The 26,569-nt window shown below is 48.5% G+C and carries 15 protein-coding genes; 3 read left to right on the top strand and 12 right to left on the bottom strand.

What is annotated here, in order from left to right; genetic code table 11:
• Nucleotides 1-52: 52 nt before the first annotated feature.
• The 6 genes from SPB21_RS14585 to SPB21_RS14610 form a co-directional block, all read right to left on the bottom strand.
• Nucleotides 53-688 (bottom strand): sigma-70 family RNA polymerase sigma factor, encoded by a 636-nt coding sequence (locus SPB21_RS14585; protein ID WP_163660829.1) that lies wholly within the window; start codon nucleotides 686-688, stop codon nucleotides 53-55.
• 262 nt (nucleotides 689-950) lie between these two features.
• Nucleotides 951-3,074, bottom strand: a complete 2,124-nt coding sequence (locus tag SPB21_RS14590; RefSeq protein WP_499867000.1) for a response regulator — start codon at nucleotides 3,072-3,074, stop codon at nucleotides 951-953.
• 39 nt (nucleotides 3,075-3,113) lie between these two features.
• Nucleotides 3,114-5,987 (bottom strand): response regulator, encoded by a 2,874-nt coding sequence (locus tag SPB21_RS14595; protein WP_499867001.1) that lies wholly within the window; start codon nucleotides 5,985-5,987, stop codon nucleotides 3,114-3,116.
• 568 nt (nucleotides 5,988-6,555) lie between these two features.
• A complete protein-coding gene (locus SPB21_RS14600) occupies nucleotides 6,556-9,378 on the bottom strand; it encodes a response regulator (RefSeq protein WP_163660823.1) in 2,823 nt (940 codons plus the stop codon).
• 465 nt (nucleotides 9,379-9,843) lie between these two features.
• Nucleotides 9,844-10,710, bottom strand: a complete 867-nt coding sequence (gene aroF, locus SPB21_RS14605) for a 3-deoxy-7-phosphoheptulonate synthase (protein WP_163702492.1) — start codon at nucleotides 10,708-10,710, stop codon at nucleotides 9,844-9,846.
• 411 nt (nucleotides 10,711-11,121) lie between these two features.
• A complete protein-coding gene (locus SPB21_RS14610) occupies nucleotides 11,122-11,511 on the bottom strand; it encodes a RidA family protein (protein ID WP_163660819.1) in 390 nt (129 codons plus the stop codon).
• A 120-nt stretch (nucleotides 11,512-11,631) separates the two neighbouring features.
• On the opposite strand from SPB21_RS14610, the gene SPB21_RS14615 reads away from it, so the two are divergent.
• Nucleotides 11,632-12,123, top strand: a complete 492-nt coding sequence (locus SPB21_RS14615) for a HugZ family pyridoxamine 5'-phosphate oxidase (RefSeq protein WP_499867002.1) — start codon at nucleotides 11,632-11,634, stop codon at nucleotides 12,121-12,123.
• Here SPB21_RS14615 and SPB21_RS14620 read toward each other — a convergent pair.
• Together SPB21_RS14620 and SPB21_RS14625 are read right to left on the bottom strand one after the other, a co-directional pair.
• Complete coding sequence (locus SPB21_RS14620; RefSeq protein ID WP_006515089.1) at nucleotides 12,120-12,743, bottom strand: TetR/AcrR family transcriptional regulator; 624 nt, start codon at nucleotides 12,741-12,743, stop codon at nucleotides 12,120-12,122. The two genes, SPB21_RS14615 and SPB21_RS14620, sit on opposite strands and share 4 nt — an antisense overlap.
• A gap of 212 nt (nucleotides 12,744-12,955) precedes the next feature.
• Nucleotides 12,956-14,089: an ATP-dependent 6-phosphofructokinase gene (locus SPB21_RS14625; RefSeq protein WP_163660814.1), complete on the bottom strand. Its 1,134-nt coding sequence runs from the start codon at nucleotides 14,087-14,089 to the stop codon at nucleotides 12,956-12,958.
• Nucleotides 14,090-14,617: 528 nt separating this feature from the next.
• Here SPB21_RS14625 and SPB21_RS14630 point away from each other — a divergent pair.
• A complete protein-coding gene (locus tag SPB21_RS14630) occupies nucleotides 14,618-15,373 on the top strand; it encodes a hypothetical protein (RefSeq protein WP_163702487.1) in 756 nt (251 codons plus the stop codon).
• Nucleotides 15,374-15,418: 45 nt separating this feature from the next.
• Here SPB21_RS14630 and SPB21_RS14635 read toward each other — a convergent pair whose 3' ends face one another.
• Together SPB21_RS14635 and gyrA are read right to left on the bottom strand one after the other, a co-directional pair.
• Nucleotides 15,419-16,651 (bottom strand): ABC transporter ATP-binding protein, encoded by a 1,233-nt coding sequence (locus tag SPB21_RS14635; RefSeq protein ID WP_499867004.1) that lies wholly within the window; start codon nucleotides 16,649-16,651, stop codon nucleotides 15,419-15,421.
• Nucleotides 16,652-16,691: 40 nt separating this feature from the next.
• The gene (gyrA, locus tag SPB21_RS14640) at nucleotides 16,692-19,196 is read right to left on the bottom strand and encodes a DNA gyrase subunit A (RefSeq protein WP_499867005.1); all 2,505 of its coding nucleotides are present in this window, start codon (nucleotides 19,194-19,196) and stop codon (nucleotides 16,692-16,694) included.
• 241 nt (nucleotides 19,197-19,437) lie between these two features.
• Here gyrA and SPB21_RS14645 point away from each other — a divergent pair, with 241 nt between their 5' ends.
• Entirely contained in the window at nucleotides 19,438-19,833 is a 396-nt protein-coding gene (locus SPB21_RS14645) for a response regulator (protein WP_036020131.1), read from the top strand.
• A 132-nt stretch (nucleotides 19,834-19,965) separates the two neighbouring features.
• Here the strand turns inward: SPB21_RS14645 and SPB21_RS14650 are convergent, their stop codons facing one another.
• Both SPB21_RS14650 and SPB21_RS14655 read right to left on the bottom strand, forming a co-directional pair.
• Entirely contained in the window at nucleotides 19,966-20,835 is an 870-nt protein-coding gene (locus tag SPB21_RS14650) for a tetratricopeptide repeat protein (RefSeq protein WP_163660806.1), read from the bottom strand.
• Between the two features lie 211 nt (nucleotides 20,836-21,046).
• Complete coding sequence (locus SPB21_RS14655) at nucleotides 21,047-26,431, bottom strand: translocation/assembly module TamB domain-containing protein (protein ID WP_499867006.1); 5,385 nt, start codon at nucleotides 26,429-26,431, stop codon at nucleotides 21,047-21,049.
• Nucleotides 26,432-26,569: the final 138 nt, after the last annotated feature.

Genomic DNA, 26,569 nt, shown 5'->3' on the forward strand with positions numbered 1-26,569 from the left:
GGTAAAGTCTCCGATATATGTTGGCAGTCATTGTTTTAAATAAAAAATGTTACTAAGAATTCAAGTGCCCCTCAGCACGACCAAACTCGCGTAAGCGAGGTTTACATTGACGGCGGTAAAAGCTTTCAAGGGTTTTATAAGAAACATCAAACTCTTTTTCTAAAGCATGCCAAGGTGTTTCTGGCGGTAGTCGTCTGCGGATCATCTCATAGCAGTTAATGGTCGGATGATTAGCAATGTGAATCCGACATAGTTCATCCATATTTTGTTCTAACCAGTCCTGCACCCTCTCTAAAATTGGTGGGATCTCGGGTTTAGCAGTTAACTTTTCAACAATAGCGGTAGTGCCGCCTTCTTCGTTATAAGCAGAAATGTATCGCTTGCGGTCTGCTTGAACAAGTTGCTCAAAATCTAGTAAACGAAACTTGAGATAGGCATTTAACCAGGTCACTACACTGGCAATTTCTGGATCATACGGCTTAGCTGTTTTACCCTCACATAGATTCTGACAAAGATAGATCCATGTTTGTTGGAGGGCATCTTGATAGTATGCGCTATGGTCATACCACAGACGAGGTTTGACCAAACGAATTAGCTGAGTTAAATATCGCTGGCGTTCTGCACTACCACAGTGGTGACAACAGGCTTCACATGCCAACCGACGTAATTCATCTGGGGAGTCATTCATGGATAGATCTGGTTTACTCCATCTGAGAATTGCCCGCATCAGCATTTTCCCATCTATCAAATTTACATAGCTGTAAATTCATCAGATAAAATTTCAAAGATTCTGCAGCCGTCTGCAATATTTTACAAAAAGCAACAACAGCGACTGAACGTTCACTAACTTTTGCTGCGCACATACAGCAAAAACTGAGGAGGCCGAAAAGCCACCTCAGTTATAGAAAGAAGCGCTATACCTAATTTTTTAAGTCTGAAAGAATCAGGATCTAACCAGGTTCAGCCAAGTAGGGCTGCAAATGGGGACGCAATGCTGTACGTGCAACCATAGCATTTTCAAATCGCTTGCCCTGGTTCTGTTGAATGAGTTTATCAAACCAATCGCCTACAGCCTCTGGGATAGAAGCAAACTGACGCCACTGCAAATCACCACTAACTGTTGGTAGCGTGAGCTGATCTATAGATTGGCCAGTCAGCGCCTGCAAACCAATCAAACCAAGGGCATAGACATCACTACTCATGGCTGGACGACCAATACGTTGCTCTAATGGTTGATAGTCTCGCTGCATTAACAACTGCTTACGATATTCTGCAGACTGCTGACTAACACCAATCATGACGCGTTTGCCAAGGCCACTATCAACAAGCACCATAGATTGGTCTAGGTTTTCTCGACTACTGCTTTGAATAAAAGAGTCATCCCTTAAGCCAGCGTGGACTTGCTTATGCCGATGAAATATTCCAACCTGTTCTAATAAACGATCCATTAACAGTAGAACTGACTCAATGGGCCAGGGGGTTTGCAACTTTGCCTGGAGCAGTTGGTCCTGATTGAAGGTATCTCCCAGGCCATGGATAATGTAGAACGTATTATCTACTTGACCGTAGGTATAGCCTGGAAACAGGGAACGCAGGGGCTCAAACTTTTCCGTTTCTTTTTCCATTACCCGCTTTAAAAGGTCGGCGGTGTCTGGGGAGTACGCCCGTAGCGTCTGCAATAGGACTAAAGAATTAGTGTGTTTATCTAAGGCAATAGAAATCGGCCCTAAAGGTTCTTGGCGCAGAAAATATTGAACTTGATAGCGTTGTGCCGCAAATCTTGAGAAGGCCGTTTTAGGCACCAGTGAAATATTGGCGGCGGCTGGTTGCATGCCAAACGGGGGTGAGTCGACCGCTTTAAGGGGCTGAACATCACGGTTTAATTCAGCTGCCTGAGGTTTAGGTTCAGATGGCTGGGGTACTGGTTGTGTGGCTTTGATAATGGCTAGCTGTGTCTCAACACGCGCTAAGGTGACAGCAAAATCGATGGGCTTAGTAATGTAATCGTTGGCACCTAGTTCAAAGGCCCTCACCATGTCATCGCTTTGGGCCTTTGCTGTCACCATCAACACAGGTAGCTGATTACGAGAATAGGTTTGCCGGATCTGACGTAGGGTCTCAATGCCATCGATACCCGGCATCATGATATCCAACAAGACTAGAGCTACATTTTGATGACTTTGAATGTAGTCTAAAGCTGCCTCACCACTATCCACGACTACTGATTGATAACCACGACGGTTAAGGCGACGACTCAGCATATCGCGGTTGTCTTCGTTATCGTCAACCACCAGAATAGGCAGACCACTAAAGGCATTATGGGGTTTGTCAGCCGCTGGTGTCACTGGTTGCTCAACGTCATCTGTCGATTGAATAACAGGTGTAACCGGCTCTCCAGAGACAACATCAGACGTGATTGGAGTAACCGGCGCGATCGGCGTAGCATCAGACTGATCTGAGTCATTATCAGTAACTGGAGTCGTTGTTGTTGGTGCAATCGGCGTCACCGAAGCTGTAGGTGAGGCAATCGGCGTCACCGGAGCAATGGGTGTAATGGGCGCAGCTGGAGTCGTTGGCGTTGGTGTAATCGGCGTTACCGAGGCCGCAGGCGCAGTAATGGGGGTAACGGGCGCAATGGGAATAACGGGTGCAGCAGTGTTTTCGGTAACGACTTTAGCCTTGGGAGTATCTGAAGCGGTTGATAATTGTTCAGCAGATAAAAATGCCTTGATCTTTCCCAACAACCTTTTTAGATCAATAGGTTTGGTGTCATAGTCGTCACAGCCTGCGGCTAGAGCCTGATCTCGATCACCCCGCATAGCATGGGCCGTCAAAGCAATGATGGGAACATCCTGTGTATGGGATTGGGCCTTTAAACGCCTGGTCGCCTCCCAACCATCAATGACGGGCAAACTCATGTCCATAAGAATCAGATCAAATGGCTGAGCAGATGCGATCGCAATCGCTTCAGCACCATCTACCGCAACCGCCAGCTCATATCCACGACGACGAAGGCGTCGACTTAACATATCTCGATTTAGTTCGTTATCTTCAACCAATAAGATTCTTGCCATAATCCCCTCAATTAACCTCAGCCTACAATCACTACCGGGTTAATCAGATGCACTAGACACCCTATCGGTGCTAGAGACTGAATCTGTTGTATTAGGCATCGAGACTGCCTTAGTCGAAACCATCGCCTGTAGCTCAGTCAAAAGCTCTTGACGATTGAGATCGGCCTTTTGATACACCCGAGCCACACCATCTAGCTGTTGCTGATCGCTAGCGGTCAACGCTTTCGCTGTTACAACAATGACAGGTATATTTTGCCATTCAGAATTTTGTCGCAGCACCTGGATAAACTCGAAGCCATCCATTTCAGGCATCATCAAATCCAACACAATTAGATTGGGTAGATTGTCATCTAGATACTGCAACGCTTCACGTCCATTAGACGCTAATTCAACAGTCCAATCTTGTCGTTGTAAAAAGCGCCCCATAATCTCCCGAGCGTTGACATCATCTTCCACTACTAAAATAGTAGGAGAGGTTTGGTCCGAAAGATGCGTTTCTAAAACACTGAGTAACCGCTTGCGATCGATAGGCTTAGTAAGATAGTCAGCTGCCCCCAAGCTATGTCCCATAGGACGGTCATCTACAATTGACAATAAGATCACCGGAATTTCCGCAACACCTGGCATTTCTTTGAGCTGTCTTAGCACTGACCAGCCATCCATTTGTGGCATCATTACATCCAGCGTAATGGCATCAGGCAACAATTCGCCCGCTAGAGCCAGACCTTGTTCACCAGTAGCCGCACAGACAACTTCGTAACCCGCCTCATTGAGGGAGCGACGCAAGATCTCACGGGCATCTTCGTCATCATCAATCACTAGAACTGTTTGGCGCGATGTTTGATGAGTCAGAGCATTACTGACTGTAGCCAACTCACCTTCAGACGACGATCTTGTGGGCGCAAAAAAGGGCTTACCCTTTGGATTAGGCGACGTTACCGTTTGAGGAATGACCAAAGAAAATGTTGTTCCCTGACCATGGGCACTCTCCACAAAGATATCCCCCCCCATCATGGTAATAAACTGCTTAGTAATCGCCAGGCCAAGACCTGTACCACCATATTTACGGGTAGTGGAGGCATCTGCCTGGGTAAAGGCATCAAAGATCTTCTCGATTTGATCATCCTTCATACCAATGCCCGTATCACTAACGATAAAACGGAACCAAGGGCCATCGTATACAGAACTATCGACCGTAGAAATTTGCTCAACTGTTAAAGTAATATCTCCATTCTCAGTAAACTTGCATGCATTACTCAACAGATTAAACAAGCTCTGACGCAGTTTTGTTTGATCTACATGTAATTTACCAATATCATCCGGGCAAAAAATTGACAGATGATTGTTATTTTTATGGGCAACAGGAACAATCGTGCCAGAGATGTCTTCCACCATATCTTTAATGGAAACATCTTCTAAAAATAGCTCCATACGACCTGCTTCAATCTTAGAGAGGTCTAGCACTGAGTTAATGAGCCCCAACAGATGTTTGCCAGCCCCTTGAATTTTTTGTAGATCAGGGACAAAATCATCCTCACCGACATCAGCGGCTTCTTCCTCAAGCATTTCGCTATAGCCAATGATGGCGTTGAGAGGCGTCCGCAGCTCGTGGCTCATATTGGCCAAAAATTCACTCTTAGAGCGATTGGCATCCTCTGCTTTTACCCGAGCTTCTTCAGCCTCTTCCATGGCCTTCATCAGCTTGGTTGTCCGGTCCTGCACACGGCTATCCAGGTCTCGATTCAGCTCCATCAGCTGCTCTTCGGCTTGCTTACGCTCCGTTATATCCTGCAAAAACAAGGACAGCCCATCGCGACCAGGGTACCCCCTGACCTGCAACCAACGCTGAGTAGGAGAATAGTAGGTTTCGAAGCTGACAACTGTCTGCTCAGCCATGGCACGGCGATATTGCTGCTCATAACGAGCTCCCAAGGATTCAGGGAAAATCTTCCAGAAGTCCTGCTCTAAAAGACCTTGAATATTACGTTTAAGCACCTCAGCAGCTTGAGCATTCACATAGGTAACTTTCCAGGCGCGATCAACAGCCACAAATGCATCCGTAATATTTTCTAGGACACTAGTGGTGCGCTGAGTAGACTGCCGCAGTCGCGCAACCAATCCATAGGCAATTACACCAATGAGCGCTAGCGTAACCAGATAGGCTGCATTTCTGTATATAGCGACCTGTCTAAAGGCAGCGCGACTGGCATCATCAAAAGTACTCTCTAGCTCGCGAATGTTGCTCGTCAAGGGTAAATTAACAGCCTGATCCAACAGAGCATCGGCAGAAGGCTTACTGTCTAAAACTGTCTGAGTCAGCTCTACGACCTGAGCCACATCTTCCGCACTCGAAAATTCACCGGCATTGAGCTTTGCTTTGACCGTATTGAGTTCTGCCTCAATGGTGGCAACCAGCTGCTCATCAGTTGCCATGATGTAGATCAAAACATCATCGATGAGTTTTTCAAGATCCGCATCACCAGTATTTTTTAATTCATTAACCAGGCTAGGCAACTGCTCAAGAGCATTCTGTAGCTTGTTATTAGTGGTCTGAAACCGCTCAACGAGCTCAGTTTTTTTCTCTAGATCCTGAGCATTGCCACTAATAAGGCTTTTCAGCTTACCCTGCTCATCTTTCCCTATAAAACTAGGTATGTTTTCACCTAGCTCCTTCTGAATAGACAGCTCTTCGGCCAAGGCTTCGGCTAGTGGCTCATCATTTCTCAACAGCTTGTAGCGTTCTTTTAGTAATGCTAGTTCAACCTCTGTATCACTTTCGACCTGACTAGAGATTAAATCAGCATATTCTTGATATTGGCTGACATTAACAGATTTTCCTTTAATACCCAAAAATATGAGGAGGAAAAAAGCTGTAGCTACACCTGCCCCTTTGGTTAGAGACTCTTGATTCACTAGAATAACCTCCTAAAATTTTTATCTATATAAGGAGAACGGTTGTTGATTTGAATCACAAGCTAGTTGCAAAAATTAGATATAAATGAGAAAAATGAGAATGGGTGAAGGGCCGAATTAACGGAATAGAGAAATCGACTAGTTACTTATAAGAATACGGACACCCTCATCAGGAAGTCCTCATAAATCTATTCAACATAACAATAGTGGAGTCGAGCAATTTTTATCAATTAAAACTGATGTCCTATTTTGTTTTAACAAATAAAGAGTTAATCTACGGGATACTTACTTATAAGGTATCAAGGCTTCATTAATTAGTTTATGATGCCCTTTAAACATCTGATGAAGATAGGTACCAGGGATAATTTGCACTGCCGTCACATTTTTTTAGCAACGACAAAACATCTTTATAGAGATGCTCCAGAATTACAATGGGTTCCGGAAAATACACGTAGTTAGTTACGGACACTATATCTATTTTTACCAGCCTTCATGGCAACATCACGCAAACTAGGCAGTAGATTTACCGATCTCTGCCCCCCCAGCTGTCTAGAAGAGAAAACAGCTATTATCCTGCTATCGGTGTACTGTCGACCTCAGCAAATACTAGGGAGCGCACTTCGTTCAACAGATCCTGACGGTTGAAATCAGCCTTTTGATACACTCTAACAACACCTTCTAAACGCTTTTGATCTTTAGCTGTCAGTGTTTTTGCAGTGACAATAATGACAGGGATATTTCGCCAGCTAGGTGTTTGACGCAAAATTTGAACAAACTCAAAACCATCCAGACCAGGCATCATCAGATCTAGCACAATTAAGTCAGGGACAGCCCTATTGAGATAGTCCAACGCCTGCTGACCATTGGCCGCAAGCACCACAGTCCAATCATACTGCTGTAAAAAACGCGCCATAATCTCTCTAGCATTGATATCATCATCGACCACTAAAATCCTGGGGGATGTTTGTTCAGGAATTTGGTTATTCAAAAGGTCGATTAAACGAATGTGATCAATGGGCTTGAGCATGTAATCCGTGACACCTAACTGGTGAGCACGGTCAGCTTCTTCAGTCATTGACAGCAAAATAACCGGGACCTGGGAGACCGCTGGCATTGTTTTTAAGTCTTGCAAAATTAACCATGCATCTTGATCGGGCAACATCATGTCTAAAATGATGGCATCGGGAAGTAGCTCGTCAGCTAGCGCCAGACCTTGCTGACCATCTGCCGCAGACACAACATTGTAACCGGCATCTGTCAGCCAACTATGCAAACTCTCACAAGCCTCGATATCACTATCGATTACCAAGATGGTCTTTTCTAATGCGCGACCTGATAACTCATGGAGCGCTGAAATAGACTCCCTATCTATTAAGTGAACCGGGGGGGCAAAGAAGGTTTCATGGGATGATTCTTCCAGCTGGACGTTTCTGGGCACAGCAATGGTAAAGGTTGTGCCTTCTCCGTAGGTGCTATCAACCGATACATTGCCCCCCATCATGGAGATAAACTGTTTGGTAATTGTCAAACCCAAACCAGTACCTCCATATTTTCGAGTGGTTGAGGTATCTGCCTGGGTAAAGGCCTGGAAGACCTTATCCATCTGTTCAGGGGTCATACCAATTCCAGTGTCTGTAACGGTAAACTGTAGCCAATTGTCTTCATTTGCCTGAGAGCCAACTGACACCGTTGGTTCAACCGCCAGGGTTATCTCACCATTTTCGGTAAATTTACAGGCATTACTGAGTAAATTAATTAAACTCTGTTGGAGTTTAACCTGGTCTGCATGCAACATGCCGATATCATCCGGACAGGACATATGCAGCTGATTCCCATTCTTTTGAGCAAGGGGTTGAATGGTGCCTATAATCTCATCCAGAATGGTCTTCACACAGATATCTTCCAAGAAGAGTTCCATTCGACCGGCTTCGATTTTGGATAGATCAAGGACTGAGTTGATCAGCCCTAAAAGATGTTTACCTGCACCTTGAATTTTTTGTAAATCAGGAACAAAGTCTTCTTCACCGATGCTAGTGACATCTTCTTCCAACATTTCGCTGTAGCCAATGATGGCGTTGAGCGGCGTACGTAGCTCATGACTCATGTTGGCCAAGAATTCACTCTTTGAGCGATTGGCATCTTCTGCTTTTACCCGCGCTGTTTCAGCTTCTTCCATGGCATTGGCTAGCTGTGCTGTGCGGTCTTTGACTCGGTTATCCAGATCGCGATTAAGGTCAATCAGCTGCTCTTCAGCCTGTTTGCGCTCTGTAAAATCCTGTAAAAAGATGGATAAGCCATCTAGACCAGGATAACCACGCACCATCAGCCAGCGTTCAGTGGGCTCGTAATAGGTTTCAAAGCTAACGACCTCAAGGTTGGTGGCAACAGCCCGGCGATAATATTCGGTAAATCGTTTGCCGAGAGACTCTGGTAAAACTTTCCAAAAGTCTTGGCCCAGCAGCCCTGGAATATCACAATTGAGAATATCGGCGGCTTGGGCATTGACGTAGGTAATTGACCAAGTGCGATCCACAGCAATAAAGGCATCCGTAATGCTTTCTAGCACTCGCACTGTTTTTTGACTTGATTGCTGAAGGCGATTGATCACCCAGAACGCCATCATGCCTGAACTGACAAATGACAGGATGTAGACCAGGTTGCGATAAAGGGCCAGTCGCGATCGCGTTGCTTGATGAATGTCATCAAACTGCTCCTCTAGAGCTCGAATATTATTGGTTAATGGTAAATTAAATACCTGCGCCACTAACGCATCTGCAGCCGGTTTGTTATCTAACACCATTTGCACCAGCTGAGTCATTTGCTGTTGAGTCTCAGCGCTCGTGCCTGCTCGAGTACCTAGACGCCTAAGTTTTGCTTTTATACCAGCAACAAGTTTCTCATCACTGGTCACGACATAGAGAGACAAATCATCTAGTAAAGCCCCCACCTCAAGCCTGAGACTGCCATTCAACCCATTTAGCAAATTAGCTTCTTGAGCTAACGCTGTCCTCAATTCAGCGTGGTGGACTTCCAGTTGCCCTATAAGCTGTCGTTTTTCTGCCAACAGTTCAGCATTAAACGCCAGTTGTTTTTGCAAACTGCTTTCATCCTTGGGCGATATGGACGGCGGAATGCTTTCCGTCAGTTGAGCCTGTACTTTTTCGGCTTCTAATAAAGCCGTATTCAGGGATTGACCATTTTGTGAAATGGTAAAGCGAATATTTTGTAAGGCTAGTTGAGTCGCCGCCTCGTTAACTAGCTGATCCGAAATTAACGCGCTGTAGCTCCGATATTGATCAAAATCTACAGCAACACTTTTAAGGCCTAGAATTGCCAGAACTGAGAGTGTAGCGACAGCAGGTATCCCCTTTAAAAAGTGCTTTCGTCTCACCTCAGATTTCTCCTAGAAATTCAAATAAAATGTTTTGACTATTTAATTGAGATCTGAATGCGCAACATGAACCGTAATAACCAATGTTTGAATTTCATCTACACGACGAGATTAAATCCTAGGAGTCAAGAGGCTAGTATCCGATGACCACATCTTGACTAATATTTATGTATTAATAACCAAAAGCTAACTAAGTAGCTCTGAATAGTTGTACTACTAAAAACTTAGACGTCAGAACATCCTATAAAAAGAGCACATCCCTCCGGAACTTGTGATAGAACCTTACAGGCCTGCCAACCCCTGACTCCAATGGAGTTCAGTGTCTCAGCCATACTTAGATCTGTAGATATGGACAGCCTAAAGTTTGGTGATAGCATCCTGATATGTTTTTAACTTTTACTGACATCACGCTTTCAGGCGTTGTTCCAGGGATGTGCATTAATTTTGGAAGAACCACTCCCTCAATTACGCCACTAGCTTTAGTGACGCTGAGGGTTTCACAGCTCGTCCCACAGCCTGAGCGATGGGGCCTAAACTGTCTACAAGGTCAGCCATGGCCTCTAAGCTAATGGTCTGTCTGGCATCACTGACGGATTGATCGGGGTCTGGATGGCATTCAATGATCAAACCATCGGCACCAGCTGCGATCGCAGCCCGAGCTAAGGGCGCAACCAACTCTCGCTTGCCAGTGGCATGGCTAGGATCAACAAGCACAGGCAAGTGGGTAAGTTGCTTGAGGGCAACCACAGCTCCCAGATCAAGCACGTTGCGAGTGTGGCTATCAAAGCTTCGAATACCTCGCTCACAGAGAATAATGTTGGGATTACCGTGGCTAGCGATATACTCTGCGGCCATGACAAACTCGCTCACCGTTGCTGCCAAACCTCGCTTCAGCAAGACGGGCTTATTGACCTCTCCAAGGGCCTTGAGCAAATCAAAATTTTGCATGTTGCGGCTACCGATCTGCAAAACATCTGCATGGGGAGCCAGCTTTTCAATTTGATGGATCGCCATTACTTCAGTAATCACAGGCAAACCATAGCGTTTGCGGATGGCCGAGAGAATATCCAGGCCGACATCCCCCAACCCCTGGAATGAATAGGGAGATGTGCGCGGTTTGTAAATCCCCCCTCGCAATCCCTGGATCGGCAGTTGAGCCTGGGCGATGGCCTCCATTTGAGCCATGCTTTCGATCGCGCAGGGGCCGCCAACAATAAATAGGTCTTTGCCACCGACGGTGATCGGTGAGGCCTGCCCCGCTAAGGCAGGTGCAATCTCAATTTCACTAATGTGATTAGCACGACTTTTAGCAACAAGTTTGGCGTCTTTCATGGGTCTAGGGAATCAATAACAGCAAAAAAACAAAAAGCCCGCAGCCTTTTGGGCTCCGGGCAAGTCAGTACAGCAAACGCTAACGCTACCTACCCGGTGGTGGCGTAAAAAAGTAAAAAGTAAATTGCCAGCTGTAGCTAACGGTCATGGTGTCAAAAATAAAACGGGTACTGATGAATAAAGCAAAACCGCAGAGCGTTTGCCCTGCGGTTCACCGACATCCCATGCTAGCGCTCGGGTTCATGGTCGGTGAACCTGGCTAAACCAAAAATAGAGGAATTGGTGATGCATGGGATTAAGACTTTTACAAATGATAGCGGCCTAAGCAATTTGCGCTTAGATATTTGTACATTAACGCGCGAAACCCAAACCGTCAACCGGTGGGGCATTGCATGCAACGCCCCTTTAGACCTATGTCACCGCGATACACTCGATTTCCACTAAAACATCCTTAGGCAAACGAGCCACCTCCACACAGGCTCGGGCAGGAGCTGTCGCTTCGTCAAAGTACTTGGCATAAACACCATTTACCGTGGCAAAGTCATTCATATCCTTGAGAAAAACCGATGTCTTAACTACATCGGCCATGGTTGCTCCTGCCGCCGCTAAAACAGCAGTGAGATTATCCAAACACTGCTTAGTTTGGGCCGCCACATCGCCTTCACCTACCAAAGCTCCAGTGGCCGGGTCTAAAGCTACCTGCCCTGAGGCAAACACCATTTCCCCTGAAGCCACAATGGCCTGATTGTAGGGACCAACAGGAGCGGGAGCCTGATCAGTTTGAATAATTCGACGAGCCATAGTGGGACATTAGATAACTAGCTTGAGTATTTTACCGGAAGGATAGAAACTCCATGGGGCCATCGCTACGGGTGTTACTTTTTAAAGCGCACCAGAAAAACAGGCCCCTTTCATGAAACTATGGCTGACTTAACCCGTGTGACTAAGATTTATCAAGAATTTCCTGAAAAGTTTCGCAGTATCATCCTGAGCACCGTCAGCGCCAAGGGTGTTCCCCAGGCTAGTTATGCACCGTTTTTGATGGATGGGGATAAGACCCTTTACCTATATGTCAGTGGGTTATCAACCCACACCACCAACCTCAAACAAACCTGTCGGGCCAGCGTTCTTTTTATCGAAGATGAAGCAGCAACACAGGAAATTTTTGCACGACGTCGGCTCACCTATGAGTGCGCTGCCACCCCCTTGCCCCGCGATACCCCCCAATGGCAAACGCTCATTGATCGCTTTGAACAACGGTTTGGTCACGTGATCGGCCTGATGAAAGGACTACCGGATTTTCAAGTCTTTCAACTACAGCCCCAAGCCGGACAGTTCGTGATGGGGTTTGGGGCAGCCTATCGAGTGAATGCGGATGATCTCAATAGCCTATTGCCTAGACGGCAGAACTAGGCCTCAGAGTTTGCTGCCAATACTCCATTGAGAAAAATATCCGCCAGGGTTTCCGCCAGCTCTTTCATATCCTGGGGGGAGTTTGCTTCATCAGCCAGCGTAACCTGGCTAAACCCTGCGATCGTAAACATACCCAGGAAAATCCGAGCAACCACCCGAGGGTTCATGGGGCGATAGGTGCCTCGATCCATGGCCGTTTGGAAAAATGCTTCGGCAACATCGGTCATTTTGGCAATGACTTCAGCCTGCACCCGCTCCCGTAACTCTGGGTGAAACTGAGCTTCCATAAAACAGACGCGCAACATGTCAGTATTGGCAGACAGGTTCAACATGCGTTTACGCATCACCTTAGCAATGGCCTTATAGTTAGCCATTTCACTGAGCTCAGTCAGTAAATCAGTCAGTAAATCTACCCAACCTCGGGTGGCAACTTCAATTAGAATCGCCTTTTTATTTTCAAAGTGTCTAAATAGCGTGCCTTCAGCTACACCAGCAGCTTGGGCTAAATCTCGAGTAGTCGTACCACCATACCCGTTGCGAGCAAACAGTCGTTGGGCCGCCCCGAGAATTTTTTCTTGGGTGTCATCTTGGGTCGACGTCAACGATTTAGCAAATTGCATAGAGTGGTGTGCTAATAGGTACGAACAATGACTGAAGACATGGGGTTATTGTCTATCGTCACCCGCGCAATCATGTCATTGGTTAACAGAAGCTTACATTCACCCAGCTGTCTACGTAGGCAACAGGATAGCTGGCTGTTCTAAAGATTCAAGCTAAAACTTCAGAGCAACCAGCCCTGGAAAGCCCAGAATCTCGCTGACAAGCGTAGGGCCTAGGCAAACACCGTAGCGTCACGGCGAATATGGGTGTTGACCGCGTGACAGTTAGTATCTCCCAAGCAGATACCCATGCCTCGGGCCGTTTTAACCAGCGTATCCTGGGGGTTCACAGCCCGATATTCAGCAATCGCCTCGGTAATGGGCACATGCACCACCTGACGATTTTGCCAGCTCACCATGTGGTCGTACTTTTCAGCAGCAATCAAATCCACGGCCTCTACACCGAAGGCCGTCGCTAGAACTCGATCTAACGGTGACGGTGTACCCCCCCGCTGCACATGACCAAGTACAGTCACACGAGTTTCAGCACCAATGTTCTCAGTAATTTGCTCTGCTAAATATTCACCAATACCGCCCAGGCGACACTGCCCCAAACGATTGGTTTGAACAACTTTTTCACCAGCTTCGGTACACACCGCCTCCGCCACAATGATGGTGGCAAAATTGCGCTTTAGGCCTTTGATGGTTTGGCAAATGTTATCGATTGTGTAGGGAATTTCAGGCAACAGGACAATGTCAGCTCCCCCGGCAATCCCTGCATTGAGGGCAATATGACCGGCATCTCGCCCCATCACTTCTAAAATCATCACCCGAGAATGGCTAGCCGCAGTGAAATGCAGCCGATCCAGGGCCTCGGTTGCAATATTTACCGCCGTGTCAAACCCAATGGAACGCTCGGTACAGCCAAGGTCATTGTCGATGGTTTTGGGAATGCCGACTAAGTTTAGACCTCCTTGCTGGGCGAGGCGACGTAGGATGGCCATGCTGCCGTCCCCCCCGATACCAATCAGGGCATCTAACCCGAGCAGATGGTAACCGTCGATAATGTCTTGGGAGCGATCGCAAGTAGATCCATCGGACAAAGGAAAATCAAACGGATTTCCCTTATTTGTAGTCCCCAGAACGGTGCCACCCGCTAGTAATAAGTTATGGGTACTCGATACATCAAATTCCACATACTCAGGTGGGCGGGCCATTAAGCCTTGGGTAGCTCGGGAAATACCGACTACCTCCCATCCATAGCCATTGGCTCGGTGCACCACCGCTCGTAAGGCGGCATTGAGACCTGCACAGTCTCCACCACTTGTCAGTAAGCCAATTTTTTTTCTGTCCCAATGCTGTCCCATAATGTTCACGCTGGCTATCAAGTCGCGCCTTTAAAGCTACAGCGTTTGAGTAATAAGTGTATGGACCAGGGCCGTATTCTGAAAAATTATTGATAGGAAGATATAATCCGCAACTTTTTTGTATCGCATAGTTACGGTATTTGATGCTATATCAAGGATTATCAGACGTTTCACGCTAAACCCACTACATGTCCGTACTCTAGAAAAGGCAAGTTGACCCACAAAAAACAGCGTAATTACTGATGCCAATCTCAGAATTTATTGCCAATTAATTGGTCTTTACTGAAACTTGTGAGTTTGCCATCAACCAACCTTAACAAAGCCAAAGCAACAATATTGTTTATGTAAATGCCCATCGCCAATCTCGGCATTTCAATTTTAGGAAGATTATATTCGGCGTAATGGCAAATCAATCGGAAATACGTCTTTAGGCACGTATTGATTTGTACGGATATCAGGTCATCTTCCGGTTAGGTCTACTAACCCTTGTTAAAGCAATAAGGTTAAGGTTTTTTACTGCGGAATACGATGGCAAAAGCCATTATAAATACTGTTTTAGGCGCATTGGTTACATCTGCTGTTGTCATTAGCACAACAGCCCAGACAGTGAGTGCCCAGGGTTTTGTGGACAACTTTGCCCCCGAAAACTGGGAGTTGTTCAACAGTAGTCCAGCATTTCCAGGTATCGACAATTCAAAAATCACGATCGAGGGTGTTCCGCTAGCTCCCTTTAATGGCTCGGTAGATTTTACAAATGCACCGGATTCATTAACTTTACTGGGTAGCGATCAGGCTTCAATTTTGGATGAGTTTGGGTTGGCATGCGACACCGTTCAGCCAAACCTATTGTTTTTATGCGACACCAGCTTCACAACTGTATTTGTGACTGTGCCAGAAACCAGCATAATTTCGTTTGACTGGGACTACACCACAGCTGATACATTTGGTCCTGCCTTTGACCCCTTTGGGTTTGCTCTGGGCAATTTCCCCCCCACGTCTCTCAAGACGGATGGGGTCTTTACCGAGCTTATCGATCGCAATGGGTCTGCAACGCAATCGGGCAGCAGTTTGGTCAAGGTTGCCGCCAATCAAATCTTTGGGTTTGAAATTGGCACAGCTGATAATCGCGGGGGGCGGGCCCAGGTGACCATTAGCAATTTCCAGGTGATGGTTAAAGAACCAGACATTGTTGATCCACCCTCAGTACCGGAACCCACATCAGGTGTTGCGATCGCAATCCTGACAGGGTTGGGGTTACGCTTACGCCACAAATCTGATAACTAAAATCTGGCAACTAACGGTTGCGATTGATGTTGTGAACTATGGGCGTCAAGCTACATTAATGGCTGCCCCAGTCTCTGGATCAAACAGATGAACGTGCTCCACTCGAATCCCGATGGTCAGCTGATCGCCGGGGCGAGGCACCGTTTCTTCAACACCATCAAGACGCATTCGCAGTGTTTTTTCCTCCGATACGTCCCCGGCAGCACCCACTCCCATGCCATCCGCCAAAGCTACCGTGAGGTATGTTTCACTCCCCAGGGCCTCAGCACGGACCACAGTAACGGCCAGATGTTTAGGGGCAGGCACTGTAAGGCGGAGGTGTTCGGGACGAATGCCCAGGGTCAACGGTTGATTGCCATAGGCCGTCAAAATCGGCTCCCAATGGCTCGGTAATGTCACTCGAAAAGCAGGATGAGTCAAGGTTAGGGGAGCCTGTACCTGTACCGTGAGAAAGTTCATCGGTGGTGAACCAATAAACGCGGCCACAAACCGATTAACCGGCGAACGATATAGCTCTAGAGGGGCAGCGATCTGCTGAATCACCCCCTGGTTCATCACAGCAATCCGGTCACCCATGGTCATGGCTTCCACCTGATCGTGGGTGACATAAATCGTGGTGGTCCCGAGCCGACGCTGCAGAGTGACAATTTGGGCACGGGTCTCGGTGCGCAGCTTCGCGTCCAAGTTAGATAGGGGTTCATCCATTAAAAACACCTGGGGATTACGGGCCATGGCCCGCCCCAAGGCTACACGCTGTTTTTGCCCACCGGAGAGTTGGCGGGGCAACCGTTTTAACAATGGCGTAATTTGCAAAATCTCTGCAATGGCTTTTACCCGTTTAGCAATGGCCTGTTCCCGCTCTGGCCAATAGTGAAACCCTGGGGGCAGTAGCCGACTCACCCCGAATAATGCTTGTTGCCAACGGGCGATTGTCGGTAAATCACCAGCGGTGCGCCGCAGACCAAAGGCCAGGTTGTCATACACGCTGAGATGGGGATAGAGGGCATAACTTTGAAACACCATGGCCACATCCCTTTGTTTGGGAGGCAAAGCGTTCACCCGCTGCTCACCGATGGTAATGGTGCCGCCAGTAATACTTTCTAACCCAGCAATCAGACGCAGTAGCGTACTTTTGCCACAGCCAGACGGTCCTACAAGCACCATAAACTCACCGTCTTCGACATCTAGATGGATCCGCTTGAGCACCGTTGCTGACTTAGCCTCGGAGGATTGACGCGGAAATGTCTTATAAACGTTGTCTATAACAACTTCGGCCACGTTGGATTCCTAGTTAGGTATCAGGACAATTAGGCGCAGCTTAGTTAGCAACGCAATCTACAGATACCAGAATATCGGTAATAAGCTCACCGCGAGCAGGGGTAAACATGCGATCGCACGGTTGACTTCGTCCCTGCAACGGCACACGCTCGGCGGCCAAACTAGCCACTCGTTCTTCACTGGTCATGACAATAAAGTCAGCAGAGTCAGGAGCCTTTAACGATATCGTCAGGCGATCGCCAGTTTGACTAAACTTAAACGACTGAGAACCAATCCCCCCTCGGCTACTGCGCTTAATCGCAGCCACCTGCATCCGTTTGGCATAGCCCTTCGTCGACATCAGCAACAGCTTGCTCTTATTTTGAATCGGCACACAGCCAACAACAGATTCTCCCTTGAGTACCCGAATAGCTTGGGTGCCCTGGGAATTTCGACTAGTATCCGGCAACTGCTCACGATCAATGGTAAATCGCAAAAGACGTCCTCCAGAAGAAGCCAGCATCAGATCCTGCTCTAAATCAGCAATCACCGCATGGGCTAAGTGGTCCCCGGGCTTGAGCTTAATTGCCACTAACCCACGTCCAGTAATCGATTCAAACTCGGTCAACGGCAACCGTTTGATTTTTCCTTGGGCGGTCACCAAAATAATCTGCTGTGTCATCACCTCATCCGTCATCAAAATAGGAGGAAGCACAGCATCCGGATCATTCCCAATGGCATCGGGCAACAAATTAACCAAAGGTTGCCCCTTAGACTGCTGTCGCTGAGCCAGGGGGATATCCCCCACCGCTAGACTAAAGGCTTTACCATCTCGAGAAAATACCAACAAATTATGGGTGGTCCATGCAAACTCCGTCTGGGTTGTCACATCATCAAGCTCAGTCAGCTTAATGGGCAGATCTTCTTGTTTGCCCTGCCGTCGCTGATAAGTTCGCGGCGACAAACGTCTGACATAGCCTTTACGAGTCAGCTCCACCACAGTTTCCTCTTCCTGGGCCTCAGCCACAAGATTAGCCAACCGTTCTTCCTCAGCCGCCCGTTCGCTAGCGGTTTGCAAACGAGTTCTACGCTGATCACCAAAGGTCTTCTTGAGCTTTCTAAGATCTTTCTTGAGGGCCTTGAGTCGTTCTTTGCGATCCGAGAGTAAACGCTCTAAGTTTTCTTTTGTCGTCGATAGCTCATCAAACTCGTTAAGCAGATTGTCTTGTTCTAAGCCGACCAAGCGCCTTAGGGGCATGGCCAAAATTGCATCGGCCTGGCGATCGCTCAACTCAAATTGTTCACTAATCTCCAGCTTTGCCGAGGAACCATCTGGCGCAGCCCGCAGAATTTCGATCACTTCATCAATGCTATCGAGGGCCGTCAACAGACCTTCGACTATATGCAGGCGTCGATCAGTTTTTTCGAGTTCGTTAGTGTACTGTCGGACTAGTGTCTCTTCACGAAAATCCAGAAAAGACTGGAGCATGTGACGCAGGGGCATCTGAATCGGCTGCCCCCCATCAAGTGCCAACATAATGGCCCCAAAATTACTTTGCAGGGGCGTCATCTTGTAGAGGGCGGCCAAAATACTGTGGGGATGAGCTTCTCGCTTCAACTCGATCACTACCCGCATGCCATCGCGATCGCTTTCATCACGAATATCCGCAATGCCATCAAGCTTGCCTTGATTGACCAGATTAGCCACCTTTTCAATCCAGCCCGCTTTGTTTACCTGATAGGGCAGTTCTGTCACCACAATGGCATTGCGACGCTGTCGTCCCTTACCTGGTTGAATTTCCTCAAAGCCAGCAATCCCTCGCACCGGAATACTGCCGCGACCAGTACGATAAGCATCGTGAATGCCTTTGGTACCCGTAATCTCCCCTCCCGTCGGGAAATCTGGACCAGGAATCAGCTTAAACAGTGCTTCATCTGAAATCGTGGGCCGATCAATAATCGCGATCAAACCATCAATGATCTCTCCCAAATTATGGGGAGGAATGTTCGTTGCCATCCCCACCGCAATACCAGAACTGCCATTGAGCAATAAATTAGGCAGTTGGGCTGGCAATACCGTTGGTTCTTGCTGAGAGCTATCAAAGTTATCAATAAAATCGACAGTGGCTTCGCTGATTTCACCCAGTAAAGACTCATGGCTTACAGAGGCCAACCGCGTTTCTGTGTAACGCATGGCCGCTGGGGGATCATTATCCACTGACCCAAAGTTTCCATGGCCATCTAGCAGCGGATAGCGAGTCGAAAAATCCTGAACCATACGCACTAGCGCATCATAAACCGCCTGATCGCCATGGGGATGATATTTACCCAGCACATCCCCAACTACACGGGCACATTTGCGGAAGGGCCGGTCGGGTGTCAAACCCAATTCGTGCATTGCATAAAGGATGCGCCGATGCACTGGTTTCAGGCCATCACGCACGTCTGGCAAGGCCCGCCCCACAATTACGCTCATGGCATATTCCAGATATGATCGTTGCACCTCTGTATGAAGAGAAGTGACAACAATTTGCTCATCCGAAAACGCATTTAGCTGGTTTGCCATGATTTCGTATCCTTGAAAGCCGTCCTAAAGACAGTAATTAGCCTTACCAATGCTGTACCTTATACACAAGCGTTATGGATCCGCAATAGTTCAAATCCAAATCGATCAAGAATTCAATAGACTTGATAACGCCTGCGTCACTGGGTCAGTGTTTTTTCAACAAGCCCTGAATTGACCTATTGAACCCAGGTCAATGACCAACAACGGCTATAGTAACTTTGCTGTGTTAACAAAACCGCCTATGAAAACAGTTTTAATTGTGGAAGACGACATGATCAACGCACGCGTTTTCTCCAAGATTTTGACGAAGCGCGGCGGCTTAGCGGTCAAACATACAGAAAACGTGGATGAAGTCATACAGATTGCAGAAAGCGGTGAAATAGACGTTATTTTGATGGATGTTTCCCTATCCCATAGTGTTTATCAAGGGAAACCGGTAGATGGCATCCGTATCACCCAAATGCTGAAAGCAAATAGTAGCACTGCAGCCTTACCAATTATCTTGGTGACAGCCCATGCTATGGATGGCGATCGCGAAAACTTTTTACAGCAAAGCGGAGCCGATGGCTATATCTCTAAACCCATTGTTGACCACCAAAAATTTGTGGACGATGTTAAGGCTATGATTAGCGATTAGCCATAGCAGATGCAATCAGTCGAAAAAATTAAACCTCTATAGAACAATTAAGTTAGATCAAATATACTACCTAAATGCCTAGGTAGTATATTTATTGGAGGATCTAAATTGTTGGTTTAAGTCAGGCTTCGTCTACAGTCCAGCCAGAACCTCTTGGATTCCGGGTGTACCGAACATAGCTTCTGTTGCGCTCAGTAAACGATCACCCCAAAGATTCTCTTCAAGGAACGCCAAGTCAGCATAGCGACTGTCACGCTCCAGTGCTGCAGTGGCCGATTCAATAGCAGCAGGGCGATTGATATTGGCAGCATAACGAGCAACGGCAATGGCCAATGTCGGCTCGGGCTCTTCATCAGAAAGAGTCAGAGAGCGCTCCCATTGCTCAATAGCAGGTTCTAATTGCCCCATTTCATACAGAACCAGACCAATATTGTTAACCGCTGGCCAGAAAGACTCGTTAAAGCTAATGGCAGATTCATACTGCTCAATAGCTTTATCATAACGGTTAAGTTTGTAATAGGCATTGCCTAAATCAAAGTGAGCTCCGGGATTGCCGGGTTCTAAACTCAGCCCCTTCTCTAGGGAGTTAGACGCCTGGAGATACTTTCCTTCACTAAAGTAGGCGGACCCTAGGGTAAACCAAATAACGGGATCGTCGTTGCTGATGGATTTGGCAGTTTCTAAGGCAGTCACCGCTGCAGCACTGTCGCCAACCTGGAGGTGCAAGCTTCCCATCAACGCCAGAATTTGCGGGTCCTGGGGCGCAAGCTGAGCAGCCAGTTGAATCCGCGCCAAGGCTTCCTCGTATTGCTGGAACTGAGCCAGCTGAGCCGCCTCCTGAGCCAAGGTGAGCCCCGTTGCTGTCAGCCGTTCTTCATCTAGGGGGAGCGTATAGGGCAGCAGGGCTTGGGCCTCTACAGCCTGTGCCGTCCAGCCACAACCAAACAAAGCCAGAAGTGCCGCTAGGGCAGGGCGAGTAAGCCGAGATATGAGCTGATTCATAGGAAGTGGACGGATGGTTAAATATTAGGAAATGATCCGGGAGGTGCGCTCAGTACGATTGCATAGCAATCAAGCCAAGTGTGTGGTGGGAGCTGCCTTTGGTTGACTTCGTCTACTGAGACTAGTTATCAGTATAGATACACCACCCACAGCGTTTATCAGCAATTTGATAAATTTATGAGAAGCCATGTCCAGGTAGAAAGTATCTAGACTAAAACCGTGTTTCAAACTCTAGCAAAACTCGATTGCGATCGTCGAAATTAGTGGTGCCACGGATGGAAAATTCGTCACTCAGGCGATATTGCACATTAAATTCTGCAGGGGTGCTATCGGTCAAAATTTTCAACAGTGATAGGGTGATGTTATCAGTCACATCAAATCCCACTTCAGTGGCAACATCTAGGGCAGAACCACTATTTTCCTCGTTGGAGAATCGAGAAGCACCAGTTACAGGGAACAGACGGAATTCACTCAGGTTGAGTCTGCTGATCACAAAATCCTGCACAGTATTTAGCAACGCTCCTCCAAAGAAGTTAATCACCCCTTGCCCCGACTGTAATGCAGCAATATAGCTACCGCTAAGTAAATTAACAATTTCCTGTCTAGAGCGAGGGGGGGAACTAGAAAATTCAATCACTGAATCACTGATGTCTGAGAGGAATAAACTTTCGAGGAGGTTACTGGCACTGCCTTGATAGGTAGCTCGTATACGAATCGTTTCGATGCCCGCAGTGCCCTGGAAGGGATCGACAGACGTATCGGCCACTTCTGAGGAGGCAAATGCTGTTGCTTCTACCCCAGGACTCAGCTGTTGGGTTTCGGTCACCGAGGTACGCAATCGTATATCCAGGAGTGGATCAGCGATCCCTCGCTCCGGCACAAATCGCGCCACGTTATCACGACCGGCTAATCGGAATGTGGTGGTTAAGAGATTAATGCGGCCAGACCGTAACCGAATAGTTCCTTCGGGTTCAATGGCTCGAAATGGTCTGAGGGGACCGGTAACGCGCAAATCTCCTTGGGCAACTACATTCAGTAAATTACTTTGTTGGATCTGGATATTTCTCGCTAACGTAAGTTTGAGATTTTCAAACCGAGGAATAAAGTTGGAGATTTGTTCGGGTTCTGATGTGGGCGCAGCGTCACCCCCTTCAGGTAAAAACAAACGACCGTTAGCAAGCTCTACCACACCACCTAACTGAGGCCCACCTAATAAGAGGCTGCCACCGACGACCACTTGGCCGTTAACGCCTCCTTCATAAATACCCCGCAGGTCTAGATCGATGTCGTCCAGGGTAAACGTCAGGGCACCAGAGGGATGCATTGGAATAGCAGCATCGGCAATGGGAGGATTTGTAACAGCAGGTGTAGCATCGTTGTCCTCGGCGACATCGCTTGGGTCGTCAGCTCCTAAAAGGGCCAGCTCGGCGCTATCGATAATAAAAGGAAATGATAGGGGGAAGCTCCCTGCGGCCTGTAGCCGACCGTTACCGTACTGTCCTTGCAACTCCAGCACATTGATCTGATTGTTTTCAAAAACAACGTTTCCGTTAAAGTCTGTGAGGGGATCGGGTAGCAATGGCGATCGCAACACCGCCTCTCGCACATTCATCGAACCGCTGATGGTGGGTCGACTCAATCGCCCCCCCACCTCAAGGGAGACTTGCCCCTTGCCAGACTCCCATATCACCTGATTGTTGAGAACATTGAGCAGAGCTAATCCCTCATCAGCCACATCCAGGGTCAATGCAATCCGATCATCAGCGGGTTGCACGGTCATAAAGTCAAAGGCATAGGGAATATCTCCCACCAGGGTCAGGGGCTGGGGATTATCGACTTGTAGCAACTCACCTTGCAACAGTAGGCGAGCATTTTCATATAGGAATAGGCTTTCCGCCTGCTCAATGGGTTGCTCGTTAATGCTGCCATCGGTCAGAACAACATCCCCTCGCAACGTTGGATTGCCCAAACCGCCACTAAAGTTTGCGATCGAATCCAATCGCCCCTCTAGCCCCACTGGCAAATTGAAAATATCGCGCACCGCTGCCACCGGCAGGTCCTCAGCCACCAACTGCAAGCTGGATGCATCTTCTTCCACCAGCGATAGGTTACCGGCCAGGTTAACAAATGCCTGACGTGGATTCCCTTCTCCGTCCGGTGGCAAAGCGGTCTCTAAACGCACAGGCTGTAGCGTTAGGTTGCCATTGGCCAGCTGCCCCCGCGCCACCACCCGATCGGCCACAAAGTCCCTGGTCCAAGTCCAGGAACGACCGTCAACGTCAAACATAATTTCGGGAATTTCCTGGGGGCGACCGCTGAGGCGAACAATCGCATCAAATCGTCCTTCCAGCTCATCTAGGGGCGGAATCGGGTTCTGTGCCTCAGCCAGAGCCTCTTGCTCCTGAATATCTTGAATTTCCGCCAACCGACGGATTTGGTCTAATAATGCTGCTTCGGTATTACCCGTCGCCTGGGTAGCTAATACCTGTGGAATCTCTTCAGGAGATGGCTGATTTTCTACCCACGTTGGAGCCTGAAATGTTTGGATTAAATCATCCAGGTCTGTAATCGCAAGGGCCGTGAATACGTCCTTGATATCACCATTTTCGACAGAAACATTGGCATTGTAAGCCAGGGTATCCAGCTGCACATTGCCATTGAAGCGATAGATACTGTCAGCCACATCCGGAGCGCCACAGTAGGAGGGCAATGCCTGACCATTCAGCCGATTGGAGCATGGGTTGAAAATGAGCTCACCCCGTTCCACAAAGACCCGCCGATCCCGATAGGCCAATTGCCCCGTAAGCTGTTGAGCATTGAGATACCCCACCCCTGGCTGAGCAATAAAGACATCGCCCACCAGGGTTTGACGATTCAAGTCGACGACCCATTCACCCCGGGAAGACAGGGTGCCCTTAAGGCCTCCCCCCAGACGCTCTACCGTTGGTAAGCCTAAGGCCTGCAGCGGCAGATCCTGGAGTGTGGCCCGTAAAATATCTCCCTCGGTGCGGCCAGAGGCTTGGGCCCCTTGCCAGCTGACATCAAAGTTTATGTTTCGGGGAGCTTGAAAATTAACCGCAATGCCATCGGCTAGACCATCGGGGGTGGCTGGCCCCGTTTGCCCATCTAAATCCACCATCAGTCCTGATGGACCCTGGTAGCTGACCGGCCCCAATAGCACTGGATCAAAGGCGACCTGATTGACGGCAAAATCTTCCAGTAGAAGGGTCCCGCTAAACTGGGGGTTATCGAGGGTGCCCACTAACCGTCCGTCTGATAATGAAGCAAAACCGGATAAGGGGACAGGGACAGGCAGTAGTGCCAACGGATAGCGCTGGGCGTCTAAATCTAACTCAAACCCACGAATCCCCTGATACTGATTGCCTTCAAACTGGGGAGAAATTACCCCCCGTGCCTGGAGCTGAGCACTATTAGCGTCTTCGATGAGTAGGTCTTGGCCGGTCCAGGCAAAGCGACTGGTGAGGGGGGCATCTAACCCCGCTAGCTGCGGAGAGAATCCGGCCAGGCCAGCGGAGAAACTTAAATCACCCCGCCCACGCAGATCCGCCAGGGTACGCGCGTTGACATCCCCCGATAAGGTTACAGTGCCGCTGGTGGTGCCCCCTAGCTGTGCTGCAAACTGACTGAGGCCAATGGTGTTGAGGTTGGCATCGGTTTGCCAGCGACCGTTTACCAGCTCTGCATTGCCCTGTACTGACCCATCGGCCAACTGCAGATTGTAGTCTCCCATGGCCAGCAGGTTTTCCAGGGAAGCCCCTTGAACCGGACCTGCCAGGGCAACATCGGCATTGAGATTACCCGCGAGAGCCTGGGCAATGCCCAATGCCTGTAAATCGATATTATTAGCGGCGATATTGGCCTGCCAGCTATCTGTCCCGACGTCACCGCTACCGGTTAGAGTACCTGCACCCACCTGCACCAATGCCTGGGGAATGGAGAAACCGCCATCGGCAAACACTGCCGTGGCATTGGCTGGATAAACCTGACCGCCATAGGCAAGGGTGGGGGCCTGGACATTAACTCGGGCTTCTAAGGCAGCAATGGGACCGGTAACTGTTGCTGTCGCAACAATCGCGCCCAGGGTGACTGGCAGTTGCTCAACATCATAGAGCGCAACAATCGCATCCCCTGGCACATTCGTCGCCGTAGCCTCAAAGTCCAACTCTGGTGGGCCATCGGGTAAATTTGCCAGATTCAAAACACCACTACCCGTGACTTGCCCCCCAAGCTCGGGGGTGGCACTAATTTGAGCCACCGTCACCGTGTTTAATAAATTTTCAATGCGATCGCTTTCTAGCACCACATCAGCATTGACATCATTCAGCACCAGTCGATCAACGGTGACTGGGCCATCAGCCACAACCCTGGCAGAGAGTTGGGGCTGCAAAATTGGCCCCGTAATCGCGATGTTGCTGTCAAAAACACCGCTTAGAGCAATGGGCGACTCCACCTCAGAACGCTCTAACAGCTGTTCAAGGTCCACATCTGCAACCTGGGCAGTCAGGTCATAGTCGCCATTCCAGTCAACGGTACCCGTGGCCGTAGCCACCAAGTCTTCATAGTTTCCCCTGGCGCTGTCAACCGTAATCGTAGTGCCCTTAAATCGAGCTTCAGCATCGATATCCTCGATAGTATTACCCCAGGGGCCCGTATTTGGCAGGGATGTCAGCTGTAGCTGACCATTATCAAGGCTACCGGCTCCATCCACGGTTACCGGTTGGTCTGGCAAGAATGAAACGGTCCAGTTACCGCTAACCCGGCCAGCCGTCGCTGCCAGGGGCAAATTCTGTTGTCCTAACGTGGGCAACAGAAAGGCCAAACCCGTCTCAGCAGCGACTCCTTGAGCATTGACATTCAGCCTAATTTCTTGCTGTATAGGCTGTTCATCATTCCCAGAAGGTGTCGGCACTACAGCACCAGTGATTTCTAAATCACCCTCGTTGGGCGGTGTGATGGTGGCTACAAACTCTATTCGTTGTGCCTCCTGGCCATTAACGTCCACTGGCTCAATCGCCACAGTGCCATTAAGATCGACCAACGTTAACGGTGTCGGCTCTGCCCCATCCGCTGGTAAGGGGACCACAGTGATTTGGCTATCTACCAAATCAATATCATCCATCCGCACCTTGATTAGCGGATCTTCCACCGGTTCAAATGTGGGTACATCAATGCCTAGCCAGCCATCATCCGGGTGCTGCTCCACATAGCCCTCGGCCCCGACTAACCTGAGGTCAATCTCTAGCTCCCGTTGGAATAGCACCTGCAGTGGATTAAATCCCACATCTACAGTCTGCGCCGTCGCATAGGTGGGATCGGTTTCCGTAGCATTTAATTTAGAAGGCCCTACCCGTAAACCATTCCAAGAGAGGCCCTGTAGGTCACCGAGTTCTAATTCACGTTCTAAAAGAGTGGAGAGTCGCCGTTCCAATAGCGGCGTTAATCCTCTATTGATAAAAACCCAAGCCCCTATGGCGGCAGCGGTGCCAAGTATGAGGGTACCTGCCCCTAGGGTAATGGCTACTTTTTTCCAAAATAGCCGCCCTTTAGGAGGTCTATCTGTATTAGGCGAAGTCATGGGGGCATGGAACTACGTGCGCGACTACTCTAACAAACTTCCATCAAGGATTTTTGTAAGATTTGAAGTGAAACCAGGGATGAAGCTGCGGCAACCTTTAGTCGTTGCCGCAGCCGGTTAGAGATGTTGCCAAGGTTT

Origin of the sequence: Leptothoe sp. ISB3NOV94-8A, assembly GCF_043421595.1 — a bacterium.
GTDB classification, from domain to species: Bacteria; Cyanobacteriota; Cyanobacteriia; order Phormidesmidales; family Phormidesmidaceae; genus Leptothoe; species Leptothoe turfae.